The sequence below is a fragment of the Lyngbya aestuarii BL J genome, assembly GCF_000478195.2.
Lineage (GTDB): Bacteria > Cyanobacteriota > Cyanobacteriia > Cyanobacteriales > Microcoleaceae > Capilliphycus > Capilliphycus aestuarii.
Genome location: NZ_AUZM01000003.1, coordinates 157,008 through 169,501, shown reverse-complemented (window position 1 = coordinate 169,501; position 12,494 = coordinate 157,008). Strand labels below are relative to the sequence as shown.

At 39.2% G+C, this 12,494-nt stretch carries 13 protein-coding genes; 11 read left to right on the top strand and 2 right to left on the bottom strand.

The window, feature by feature from the left end:
- Positions 1 to 3: 3 nt before the first annotated feature.
- The 4 genes from M595_RS02510 (at position 4) to M595_RS02495 (ending at position 3,314) form a co-directional block, all read left to right on the top strand.
- Positions 4 to 606, top strand: coding sequence for a PIN domain-containing protein (locus tag M595_RS02510; protein ID WP_023064428.1), 603 nt, complete (start codon positions 4 to 6; stop codon positions 604 to 606).
- A gap of 142 nt (positions 607 to 748) precedes the next feature.
- Positions 749 to 1,411: a vWA domain-containing protein gene (locus M595_RS02505; protein WP_023064374.1), complete on the top strand. Its 663-nt coding sequence runs from the start codon at positions 749 to 751 to the stop codon at positions 1,409 to 1,411.
- Positions 1,412 to 1,484: 73 nt separating this feature from the next.
- A complete protein-coding gene (locus M595_RS02500) occupies positions 1,485 to 2,252 on the top strand; it encodes a PP2C family serine/threonine-protein phosphatase (protein ID WP_023064321.1) in 768 nt (255 codons plus the stop codon).
- 153 nt (positions 2,253 to 2,405) lie between these two features.
- A complete protein-coding gene (locus tag M595_RS02495; protein ID WP_023064401.1) occupies positions 2,406 to 3,314 on the top strand; it encodes a phosphodiester glycosidase family protein in 909 nt (302 codons plus the stop codon).
- A gap of 33 nt (positions 3,315 to 3,347) precedes the next feature.
- Here M595_RS02495 and M595_RS02490 read toward each other — a convergent pair whose 3' ends face one another.
- Positions 3,348 to 4,328 (bottom strand): pentapeptide repeat-containing protein, encoded by a 981-nt coding sequence (locus tag M595_RS02490; RefSeq protein ID WP_023064383.1) that lies wholly within the window; start codon positions 4,326 to 4,328, stop codon positions 3,348 to 3,350.
- A gap of 123 nt (positions 4,329 to 4,451) precedes the next feature.
- The gene (locus M595_RS02485) at positions 4,452 to 4,859 is read right to left on the bottom strand and encodes a peptidoglycan-binding domain-containing protein (RefSeq protein ID WP_023064312.1); all 408 of its coding nucleotides are present in this window, start codon (positions 4,857 to 4,859) and stop codon (positions 4,452 to 4,454) included.
- Positions 4,860 to 5,057: 198 nt separating this feature from the next.
- On the opposite strand from M595_RS02485, the gene M595_RS02480 reads away from it, so the two are divergent.
- The 7 genes from M595_RS02480 (at position 5,058) to M595_RS02450 (ending at position 12,328) form a co-directional block, all read left to right on the top strand.
- Positions 5,058 to 6,260 (top strand): NAD(P)/FAD-dependent oxidoreductase, encoded by a 1,203-nt coding sequence (locus tag M595_RS02480; RefSeq protein ID WP_023064409.1) that lies wholly within the window; start codon positions 5,058 to 5,060, stop codon positions 6,258 to 6,260.
- Between the two features lie 518 nt (positions 6,261 to 6,778).
- Positions 6,779 to 7,015: a hypothetical protein gene (locus M595_RS02475; protein WP_023064348.1), complete on the top strand. Its 237-nt coding sequence runs from the start codon at positions 6,779 to 6,781 to the stop codon at positions 7,013 to 7,015.
- 337 nt (positions 7,016 to 7,352) lie between these two features.
- Complete coding sequence (locus tag M595_RS02470) at positions 7,353 to 8,390, top strand: tetratricopeptide repeat protein (RefSeq protein WP_083492762.1); 1,038 nt, start codon at positions 7,353 to 7,355, stop codon at positions 8,388 to 8,390.
- A 156-nt stretch (positions 8,391 to 8,546) separates the two neighbouring features.
- On the top strand, positions 8,547 to 9,446 hold the full coding sequence (locus tag M595_RS02465) for a vWA domain-containing protein (protein ID WP_023064363.1): 900 nt from the start codon (positions 8,547 to 8,549) through the stop codon (positions 9,444 to 9,446).
- 334 nt (positions 9,447 to 9,780) lie between these two features.
- Positions 9,781 to 10,863 (top strand): hypothetical protein, encoded by a 1,083-nt coding sequence (locus M595_RS02460; protein ID WP_023064309.1) that lies wholly within the window; start codon positions 9,781 to 9,783, stop codon positions 10,861 to 10,863.
- 115 nt (positions 10,864 to 10,978) lie between these two features.
- Positions 10,979 to 11,980: an endonuclease/exonuclease/phosphatase family protein gene (locus tag M595_RS02455; RefSeq protein WP_023064398.1), complete on the top strand. Its 1,002-nt coding sequence runs from the start codon at positions 10,979 to 10,981 to the stop codon at positions 11,978 to 11,980.
- A 30-nt stretch (positions 11,981 to 12,010) separates the two neighbouring features.
- Positions 12,011 to 12,328, top strand: a complete 318-nt coding sequence (locus M595_RS02450; protein ID WP_023064399.1) for a thioredoxin family protein — start codon at positions 12,011 to 12,013, stop codon at positions 12,326 to 12,328.
- Positions 12,329 to 12,494 lie beyond the last annotated feature (166 nt).

Here is a 12,494-nt window from a genome sequence, read left to right as displayed (position 1 = left end):
AGAATGAATGTGTATGTTGAGACAAACTTTATTCTAGAATTGGCTTTTATGCAAGAACAGCACGAAAGCTGTTTGCAACTTCTTGAACTTTGTAGAGCAAATAAAATTAATGTGCTGATTCCAGCCTACAGCCTTGTAGAACCCTATGAAACAATGATTCGCTCTGATAAAAAAAGAAAAAGACTGACTGAAGAACTGAATACAGAGTTAAAACAACTTGGTCGTTCTCAGAGCTATTCTGAGCAAGTAAATATGCTTCAAGATTTAGCCAGTTTTTTATTGCGGACTCGGGAAGATCAAAAGCAAAGATTAGAGAATACAATCACTCAATTGGTTCAACTCGCAGAGATTATTCCTTTAGATGGGGAGATTATTAGAGCGGCAGTTTCTGGTCAAACTGAACTTGATTTAACTCCACAAGATTCTGTTGTATATGCTTCTGTTCTTAGTCATATCAGCAATATAAATAGCCGCAATAACTGTTTTTTAAATCGTAATCGCAAAGATTTTAACACCCCCGATATAACTAATAATTTAGCTTCCTATAACTGTCAAGTTTTATTTAGCTTTGAGAGTGGGTTGGATTATATTCTTAGCCAAATTTAATCAATTGGTGTATGATTAGCAAAGCGATCCTCCTGCGGAGACGCTGCACGAACGCCAAATCTCTCGCTTCAAATCAGCGATCATCAAAAACAGGCAAAAATCGAGTATCCTAAGAGAACTGCAAACTCCCACACCACCCATTATGAGACTTGAGGAAGCTGTAGAATTTGCTGAAAACCCTGAACCCCGTTGTCCTTGTGTGCTGTTGCTGGACACTTCCGCCTCCATGCAAGGTGTACCCATCGACGCCCTCAATGATGGCCTGAACACGTTTAGACACGATTTAGCTCGGGATGAATTGGCAAAAAAACGAGTCGAAGTTGCCATTATTTCCTTCGATAATCAAGTTAAAATTCTCCAAGATTTTGTCACCGCCGATCAGTTTGAACCTCCCTTGCTAACAGCACAGGGACAAACTTTTATGGGAACAGGGATTAACCAAGCCCTAGATTTAGTAGCCGCCCGCAAAGCCGAATATCGTAATAATGGTATTGCCTATTATCGCCCGTGGGTGTTTATGATTACTGATGGTGAACCGCAGGGCGAATCTGATCGGATGGCGGATCAAGCGGCTGAACGAATTAAACAAGAAGAAGGCAATAAACAGGTTGCTTTTTTTGCAGTGGGAGTGGAAGGGGCGAATATGGAACGCCTGAGTTTAATCGTTGAACGCGCTCCTTTAAAATTAAAAGGATTAGACTTTAGAGAAATGTTTATCTGGCTGTCTGCGAGTATGCAAATGGTGTCTCACTCCAAAGTCGATGAACAGATTGCTTTACCGCCTCCCGGATGGGGTGCTGTCTAAATTAATCTGCCCATTGCTAATCGTGAATTAATTGTTATTCGCTGATTTTTGAGTATCTTTTACGGGATATCCCATGTCTAACCGCGACTTTAACTGGCAAATTGTATCGGCATCTATACGGGGCAAGAGTCATGAAAAAAGTGATCTTCCCTGTCAGGATGCTTACTGCTACAAAAGATTATCAGATGATCTTTTAATTGTGGCTGTGGCGGATGGAGCCGGTTCAGCGAGATTGTCAGAAATTGGCTCAAAAGTAGCCGTAGAAACGGCTGTAAATACTCTTGCTCAAACGATTAATCTTCCCTTATCAGCATCCCAAGAAATTGACTGGAAAGGACGATTAATGGATACGTTAAATTCAGCAAAAATGGCAGTACAAGCTGAAGCCAGTGTTCAAGACGTGGAAATTAGAGAATTAGCAACAACACTGATTTTATTGTTAGCAACCTCTAATTTTATTGCCGTTGCTCAGGTGGGTGATGGGGCAGCAGTGGTAGAAGATACAGCGGGAAAAATAGAGGCGATAACGCAACCCGAACAGGGTGAATATTTGAATGAAACAAAATTTTTGATTGGGTTTGATGCGGTGGAAACGGCACAGATTAGGGTTTGGGAAGGTGAACCGACTCATTTAGCGGTGTTCTCAGATGGCTTACAAATGTTAGCATTGAAAATGCCCGAAGCAACTCCCCATCGACCTTTCTTTTCGCCCCTGTTTAAATTTGTTTCGATGATTACAGATGAACAAGATGCTCAAGAACAGTTAGAAGCTTTCTTGCGATCGCCTCGTGTTTCTGAACGAACTGATGATGATTTAACGCTAATTCTAGCTTCATTATAGCACATTAATTAATCAAAAATACAATCGGAAAACTCAGTCTAAAAATTCATCAAAATAAATTTATAAAAATCCGGTTACTTCTTCCTCGCGAATGAGTATTGATTTGTATTACCCTAAAATAGGGTTATGCGTGAGTTGTATCTCTCAATACCGATGAATAAACGTTTTCTGATCAAAACTATACTAAGTTTCAGTTTAGTGATTCTCTTAACTCCGGGTTTATTATACTTGGGATTACACCTGACCCGACCTTTACCTATTTCCAAACAAAAACAAAAACTTTTTCAAGGGATTACTTACCAAAGAATTCGACGTTCAAAACCCGATCCGTTAATGGTTCATATTGTTAAAATAGACTTAACTACTCCCGGAATTAAACTTTTAGTAACTCCCGGAAAACCCGGAGAAGATAATCAAGATATCGCGGCTCAAACTACATCCGAGTTTTTACAAAATTATGATCTACAACTGGCAATTAATGGTAGTTTTTTTCATCCCTTTTATGTCCATAGTCCGATAGATTATTATCCCCATTCGGGAGAACGGGTTAATATTTTAGGGCAGGCAATTTCTCAGGGAAAAATTTATTCAAGCGTGAATGAAGATTGGCCAGTGCTTTGTATTTCTCCTGAAAATAAAGCAGAAATTTACCCAGATACTTGTCCTCAAAATACCGTTCAAGGGATAGCCGGAAATCTAATTTTAGTTAAAAAAGGTAAACCGATTAAAGTTAAAAAATTCTCAGATCACAACAAAAAGTTTCCTCGCACTGCGGTGGCAATTGACAAAACAGGAGAAACGCTGTGGTTCATTTTAATTGATGGTCGTCAACCGTTTTATAGTACAGGTGTAACCTTAGCCACTTTGACCAATATTATCCAAGAAATAGAAGGGGTAGAAACGGCGTTAAATTTGGATGGTGGGGGTTCGACAACGTTAGTGATTTCTGAGGGAACAGATACCAAAGTTTTAAATGCACCCTTTCATAGTCGAATTCCCATGCGTCAACGTCCCATCGCCAATCATATCGGGATTTATGCTTTACCGATTGAACAAAAATAAGACTATTTTGACTCTTTTTTAAAGTCATTTAATTTACTCTAATTTTAACCCTAACTTGTAGAGAAAATCTTTAGAATATCGAGCCAGTTCCCAATTTTGAGCCGCCCAAACTTGAGACGGATGTAACCCTTTGGCATTTTGAAAATTAACGCCTTGCAAATTAGCCCCTTGAAAATTAGCCCCTTGTAAATTGGCATCTTTGAGATTAGCCCCTCGGAGATTGGCATCTTGAAAATTGGCATCTTTGAGATAAGCACCTTCTAAAATAGTACCTCGAAGATTAGCTTCTTGAAAATCTACACCTTGTAAGTTTCCCAAAATATAAGCCCCTTGAATATCTGCTTTTTGGAGATTCGCTTCTAACAAATTAACCCCTTGTAAATCTGCATAACTGAGATTAGCAGAACTCAAGTTTATTTTCTGCATTTGTGTCAGAAGAAAGAAGGCTTCTTGTAGATTAGCTTTCCAAAAATTAGCCCCTTGCAGTTGAGTGAGTTCAAAGGTACTTCCTTGTAAATTGGCTTCTTGAAGTTTAGCCCCTTGTAGGTTCACTTCTTTAAAATCACCATCCACTATATGAATTTGTTCAAGATTAGCTTTCGGTAACAATAACCCTTTTAAACTAATCCCATCTTTAGCTAATTCTTCTAAGGCTTTAATTCGAGCATGACTAAACTCAATTCCTTGAGCAGAGTCGATCACTTGCCACGCTTCATAATGAGATTGTTTCTTTCCTCGTCGCAAATAAACAACTAAAGCAGTAACAATACTAATACTTTCAAACGTTCCTAAAATTCGAGATTTTTCAATCGAACGAATAAACAACTGACCCCAGTCTGTTTGCTCTTCTAAAGTATTTTCTAGATATAAAATAGAGAGAATAACAAAAATAACAGCCGTAAAAATAATCAGAACTTCTAAAACTTCATGCAATAGACGACCACAGACTCGATGAAGTCGAGATATCTGTCGCTTATTACCTAATCTAGCAATTTTTTTTTTGAGGGATTCCATGGTTTAAAATTGGAGAAAAATTAAACTTTCACTCTAATATTTGATCAAAAAATGTAGAATTCCTCTCCGAAAAGGAGCTAAACATTGCTAACTTTTTTTAAGCTCTAAACCCATCATAAAACACTAACATCCATAGTAAATTTGAGCCTGACCCAAGCCAAAATCCCGTAGATAATGTTGCCAGCGTTTGGCAATTTCAGGATTAGAAAACGGCCCAACCGCAACTTTGGGATTAAAAGGACTATTCCGTTGATACACCCCCGTTTCCGGCACCCCCAATAAAATCACTTGTTCCACAATTTTAGGTAAATCTTCGGACTTACCAGAAATAACCACAAAATAAGCCGCTTTAGCCTTACCTCCATGGACTCCATAAGTCCGTTGTGCTTCCTCCAAAGCCGCCTCTGTTTCAGGATTCAATCTCCCATTCACAGGCCCGGGGTCAAGACCCAGTGCTTGCAGTCGTCTTTGCAACTCTAGCACCAGTAATTTACTGTAATGTAAACGTCCAAATAACTTATCTTCCGGCATGGGTTAATAGTTTACAGTTAAGACCTTCTCTTTCTCTATCTTGCATCAGTCTAGGGACATACTCCGCAACGAACCATACACTCACCCGTATTTTTACTCAACACTCAGCCCAAACTAACAGACGGAAAACACTCCCTAGCCTTGTTATCCTAGTGAAAGAAACTGCTTGATTGCTTATCCGTTCCTCATCTGCAAACTATGACTGAACAACCAACCCGCATCTGTATTTTGGGTGGAGGCTTTGGTGGACTCTATACCGCCCTACGCTTAAATGAGTTACCCTGGCAGAAATCTCAACAACCGGAAATTATTCTTGTTGATAGCCGCGATCGCTTTTTGTTTTCGCCATTATTGTATGAACTCTTAACTGGAGAACTGCAAAGTTGGGAAATTGCTCCCCCCTTTGAACAACTGTTGCAAAATACAAATATACGCTTCACTCAGCAACTTGTCACCGCTATCGATATTGAAGCCCAGCAAGTTCAGTTCAGTGAAGGTGAACCTGTGACTTATGATTATTTGGTTTTGGCAATGGGAGGGGAAACACCCCTCGATATTGTACCGGGAGCGGCTGAATATGCAATTCCTTTCCGAACCCTCGAAGATGCCTATCGCCTCGAAGAACGGCTGCGAGTTCTAGAAGCCTCTGATCGCGATAAAATTCGGATTGCGATCGCAGGTGGCGGTTACAGTGGTGTAGAGTTGGCTTGTAAGCTTGCTGACCGACTCCAAGATCGGGGACGGTTACGACTGATTGAACGAGATCAGGAGATTTTGCGGGGTTCTCCGAGTTTTAACCGTGAAGCCGCCCAACGCGCCCTCCAACAGCGTCGGATTTGGGTGGATTTGGAGACAACCGTTCAATCGATAGCAGCAGATTCGCTCGCTTTGGAGTACCGGGAACAGATCGATACGATTCCGGTAGATGTGGTCTTGTGGACGGTGGGAACAAAAATTTCGCCGATTGTCGAGTCGCTACCCTTGAAGCATAATCAGCGGGGTCAGGTGAGCGCAACAACGACCTTGCAAGTGGTTGACCATCCCGAAATTTTTGCGCTGGGAGATTTGGCTGATTGCAAGGATGTTGACGGTCAAAACGTGCCGACAACGGCTCAAGCCGCGTTTCAACAAGCAGACTATGCAGGCTGGAATATTTGGGCTTCTTTGACAGGACGCCCCTTGTTACCCTTCCGCTATCAGGGTTTAGGCGAAATGATGACTTTAGGCACTGATGATGCTACCCTGACGGGTTTGGGGATTAAGTTAGAGGGACAAATGGCACATCTGGCTCGTCGTTTGATTTATCTTTATCGTTTGCCCACCCTCGATCATCAAGTTCGGGTTGCTTTTAACTGGATGACTCGACCCCTTCAGGAAATGATGTCACCTCCGACTCGGTAGTCAGGTGGAGGTCGGGAGGTCGGGAGATCTTGCTTCTTGCCTTCTTGCCTTCTGACTTCTTGCCTTCTGACTTCTGACCAACGGTCACAGCAGCGGACAGACCCCCAACGGGTACTCTGTGACTTCTAACTTCTAAATCTCCCTCTCCATAGTTAATGGGTTTAACCCCTTAATGGTTTAATACTGCTTTCACCGGAATAAATCTCTATTTAGAAGTCAATTTTTATTCAAAATATTCTTACTTTAGTCTCAAAAATATACTAACTAATGGGGTTGACAATAAAATAAAATTATGTATATCGTCTCCAATGGGGATAAGGTTCTTTTTGTCAATCTCCATAGGTAAAAAATTAATCCAGATTAATATTAGTTTAAATACGTTTTATAAACCGCTTAAAAAGCAGATTCTTGGAGAACTGTCACTAAAATCTTGCTTTGTAGGTATTGGCAGTGTGTCATAAAGGAAGTTATACTAAAGCCAAAGTTTATAACCTAGTCCACCTTTCATTTACAAAATTATGAGCGAGCAAAATAAAGGTCAAATTATTCCGAGCAACCTGGATGCTTTACACTTTGATAGTTTCTCTCGTGATCCGAATATGGACATCGTGTGTGTGACTCCTGTACGCACCATTGTTCGTCGAGAAGAAGAAATCGTTTTAATTCGTAAGGTTCGCAAAGTTGAGGAGTTTGATGCAAGTCCTGCTTGTCCGATCAATACCACTCAAGTTTCTGGTGTTCAGCAAGATAAATAAGGACATCACTCAACCGTTGCAATAGAAATACAGTTTTCTGCTGGATTAAATTAATTCATCAAATTAATTTAAACGGAGGAAATGTTCGTTGTTTTTATTGAGAAAAACGGGATTTTAAAGATGAAAAAATGGGGGAAATAACACGGTTTAACTGAGTTTTATAGCTGTAGGGGGCGATATAACTAGGTTTAATCGTGTACCCCAATTTCATTTTCAAGCTAATGAGTTGAGATCACAGTAGTTGATTACTGAAAATGAAAAGCAGTAATTGAGTGAGGGGTTAAGTTGCACGAATTATATGATCGTCTGACTTTATAGCAATGTCAGATCTGTACCGATGTCGCTCAATACAAAACCTGTAACGTCTTCACCTCATAAAGCGATCAGAATTTTCCTCAAGATAGTGGAGATAGCCTTGTTAGTGGCGATTATTATTATTGCAAGTAGTGTTCTTCTGTTTATTTTTGTGTTAGTTGTGCCAGCCTTGTTAAAAAACAGGAAAGACCGTTCTCAAGTTTACAACAATCAAGGTCTTGATTACGAACAAAACCAAGAATATTCTGAGGCAATTGAAGCCTACGAACAAGCGATTACAACCTATTCAAACTCTGCGGAGGCTTATTACAATAAAGCCAATACTCATTACACCCTCCGAGAGTATACTCAAGCCATTGAAAACTATACTCAAGCCATTGAAATTAATCGCAAATATGCAGAGGCTTACAATAATCGTGGTAATACCTACTACATCCTAGAAGAATACGAAAAAGCAGTTGAAGATTACACTCAAGCACTGACTTTAAAGCCTCAATTTTATCGCGCTTATTACAATCGAGGTACTGCATATCATCGACTAGGTGGCTACGAAAATGCGATCGCCGATTATAGTCAAGCCTTAGAATTCAACACTAACTATGCAGAAGCTTACAATAATCGTGGGGCGGCGAGTTATGCCTTACAAAAAAATCGAGACGTTCTAGACGATTACAATCTAGCAATTGAGATTTCTCCCGACTATGCCGAGGCTTATAACAATAGAGGAACGGTTTACTATGACTTAAAAGATTATGTCAAAGCCATAGAAGATTACGATCAAGCAATTAAGATTCATCCCAACTATGCCGAAGCCTACAACAACAGGGGTAATGTTTATTACGAACGCAAAGAATACGATCAAGCAATAGAAGACTACAATAAAGCGATTCTAAGCGAGCCAGGTTATGCGGAAGCTTTCTACAATCGTGGATTAGTTTATCAGCAGTTGAGAGAGAATTCCAAAGCAATTCCAGACTTTAAACAAGCTCTACAACTCTGTGAACAAAAAGAAAATCCTATGCTTTACAAAAAATTACAAGCTGTTTTAGGAAAAGGTTAATACAGCTATGATAATTTAAAAGAGTTCAAGGATGAAAGTAGAAGACCCTAATTTTAGGTGTGAGTCGCAATATTATCAGTCTTCTAAAATTAGTCAAAACAACAACATTACTGTCACAACACATTAAATTTAGACCCAGAATAAGAAGGAGAAAACATGACAAATCCCCAGAGAAATTTCACCCCCGCAGTTGATCTAGTGATTGTAATCGACACCAGTCCCTCCATGAAAGACGAAGCCCAAGCCCTGAGTCAAGCCGCTTCCGTCTCTATTAAAGCCGCAGCTTCTAGTTGTCCTTCTGACTTGAGAGTGACTTGGTTTGGCGTCGAAGGAACATGGAACAATACCAACTTTAATCGCACCATCCGGGATTATCTTCTCAAAGTCTGCAAAATTTCAGAATCCAAAATTCGAGGTCGTAAACGAGGAGAACTTCCCTCAGCAGGCGCTCAAGAAGATGGGGCGAGAGCCATTGAAGATATTGCTAACCATTTTGATTGGCGACAGGGTGCTGCACGGGCGATTTTTTATCTCGGTGATGAAGCCCTCGAAGGCGGTGGCTCTGAGGTGAAAAAAGATGATATCGAGGCTGCAAACCGAGCCATTCAAACAGTAAAAGCAAATCAAGTTAAAGTTCATACCTATTTTGGGACTTCTAAAAGCAAAAACAAAGATCAATTACAACAAGAATTTGCTCGGGTTTCCAAAGAAACAGGAGGGCAAAGCTTTACCAAACAGGATACGCTTAAAGGCTTCACTTTTGTCTTAGAAAGCGTCATTTGCGGAAGTCGAAATGTTGCTGATGTTCCGAGTACAGGTGGAGGAAGTAAGCAACCTGTTAATCCCATCGTTGTCGGGGATTTAATCGGTAATATCAGCTTTGATAGCTTTAGCCGAGATTCCCAAACTGACATTGTTTGTTTGACTCCCGTGCGAACAATTGTGCGTCGAGAAGAAGAAGTTGTACTGATTCGCAAAGTTCGTAAAGAAGAAGTTGTAGAGGCTTCTCCTGCTTGTCCGATTGAAACAACTCAAGTTTCACCTTCTCAGTCTTAAACTTCTGTAGACAGGAGATTGCTCAAGACCGCTAAAACTTCACAGTGAGAGGGCAATCTAGCTCGATTTAGATTTGAGTAGTTGTATTCTTAAGTCTTGTCTAAATCAGCTTAAATTAAGAATTGCCACTCACTGACTCCGCAAGTTTTAAAAATACTTATTTCAGATTTTTAGGAGTGAAGTTCTTTGATAATTTCCATCACATTTAAAAATTTTTAAGCTGAACTTAATCGTTTGGTATACAAACTTTGATAAGATTATTGAAGACCAATTTTTTAATCTTTCCCTCAAGTCTATCAAGCCTTAACTCACTATACACATTGGAGATGAAACCATGAAAACATTAACTATTCATAGTCAAGACAGTTGTTATGTCATTAACCAAGGACAAATGGATAATGACTTACAATCAAAAACGGCTAAGTCTATTACCTTAGAACATGGAAAATATTCAATCAAAATTGAAAAAGGATGGTATAGTTATTCATCCAGTTCAGAGACAAATGAACCCCTCGTTATCCTCTGGATTTATGGACATGACAATGCGCCCTTTGTCAATCAAAATACCGGATTAGAAGTCGGAACTACCTGGACAACACTCAACGGATTTAATGATGTGTTGACCCTAGAAATTAAACCCAATCAAAAAGCAACAGTTTGTGCATTATTTCTTGATATTGATGCCCGTCAAAGTAAGGGTGGAGAAGTCGAAGTTTCTTTTACACAAATTCCCTCTGCTGTTCAAAAACGACTAACAATTCATAGCCAAAATAATTGCTGGAAACTCAATCAAAGTCAACTTCAAAACATTAAACGACATAGCTTTAACTTTATCGAACTAGAACCCGGAGAATATCAGCTCAGGGTTAAAGAAGGGAAGATTAGTTACTGGCAACAACAGGAAGAAAAATTCAAGCTAGAACCTTGGGCAATGCTTTGGATAAACGGTGGAAAATTTATTACCAAATATCCGGCTCAAGACTCTAACTATAGCGTTTCTGAGAGTTGGTGTTCTCTCAATGGATATAACGACAGACTCAATCTAAAAGTTCTGGAAAAAACCACCCTATTTGGACTATTTTTTGATACGGTCAAAGAAGACAATCAAGGTCAAGTTGTCCTCGCAATTGAAGAAGTTGCACTCCCGAAACCCAATCAAACTCAAACCGTTTCCTCCCAACCCAAACAACCTCAGCCTGTTGACAATATTGATTGGTCTAATATTATTAATAGTCCCGCCATTTGGGAAATGCGCGATCAGCAGGATATTGTTTGTGTGACACCTGTTCGGACTGTTGTTCGCCGCGAAGAAGAAATTACACTGATTCGTAAAGTTCGCAAAGTCGAAGAAGTAGACGCTTCTCCTGCTTGTCCGATCAATACTAATCAAATTTCTCCCCCTCAACAAGAACCTTAAACTTATCCCTAACAATAGGAGTGGTCAGGGAGATTTTAAGATTGATCAAACTATCACTTCCTATTGCTTGTCAAGATTAAAAATAATTAAAACTCTCGTGAATTTCTAACTCATTATGCCGCCTAAAAACTTCAAAGTTGGTACATTTAACCTCTATAATTTAGTGCTACCCGAGGTCACTTACTATGATAGAAATAAATATTCAACTGAAGTCTACGCTCAAAAGAAAACCTGGATAACAGGACAATTTGAACGAATGAATGCGGACATCGTAGGCTTTCAAGAACTCTTTCACGAACAAGCAATTAAAGAGATTGTACAAGATATAAAATCCTATGAAAATGCTCACCTTTTCGTCGGTTATCCGGCAAGCTATAACCCCGAACAACTCAGACCTTTAGTTGGACTGGTTTCTCGTTTTCCGATTTTAAATCATCAAGTTTATGAAGATTTTCCCCCTCAAGCTCGTTTAGAAATAAATGATAAAGATATCCCGTTAGATAAATTTTCTCGACCGATCCTTTCAGCCCAATTACAAATTAGTGATAGCGTTGAATGTACTGTTTTTGTGGCTCATTTGAAGTCAAAACGCCCGATTTTACCCGCAGATGCAGATAGAAATGATCCCGTTGAACAAGCCAAAGGAGCCGCCAGAGCGTTAATATTACGAGCAACAGAAGCCACAGCATTACGCATGATTTTGATGGAAACCTTAAAAAATAGACAACATCCCGTGATTGTAATCGGTGATGTCAATGATAGTGGTTTATCCGTCACAACTCAAATTATTACCGGACAACCGCCTTGGGAAAAACTTCCCTTTGAGAAAAAGAAAGAAATTTGGGATGTTTTACTCTATAGTGTTAAAGATATTCAAGCTCGTCAAAGTTATGGAGATTTTTACTACACTCATATTTACAATGGTTATTATCAAGATCTCGATCATATTTTAGTTAGTGAAGAATGGGTGGCTCAAAATCCAAGTCGTTTGGGTCAAGTGGAATATGTTTCCATTCTCAATGATCATTTAATTGATGAAACCTTGAGTTATGAAGATGTTAAAAAATGGCAATCCGACCATGCTCAAGTTGTCACGACTATTAAACTGGAACAGTAAAAAATTAGAAATTTTAGGAGCCATAAAATAATGGTGGTTAAAAAGCAATTTTCTAGTCTAGATGATTTAATTAAAAATACACCCATTCCAGTCTTTGTCTGTTTTTATTCTAATCAGTGTCCCTATTCTAAAACCTATGCTCCCATTTTAGAACAACTCAAAGCTCAAATGGGAAACCAAATCCAAGTGATTAAAATTAGTACCGATAAGTATCCGCAATTAGCTGTTAAACATGAAATTAAAGCCTCACCCACTTCGCTGTTATTTATTGAAGGTGAATTAGCTTGTCGGATCAAAGGCGTAATGCAAACTCCCCAACTGATTCAATACTTGCAAAAATTTATATAAATTCAACATTTAAGCCTACAAATTATCAGTTAATTATTCCATGTAATTCAATACATAAATGGGGTTGAGCTTGATTGTTTTCTTATTTAAGATTTATTTAAAGATTTGTAAACCTTAAATTTAATTTCTAGACAATCTGAGATATGATGATAGGATGGTAAGATAA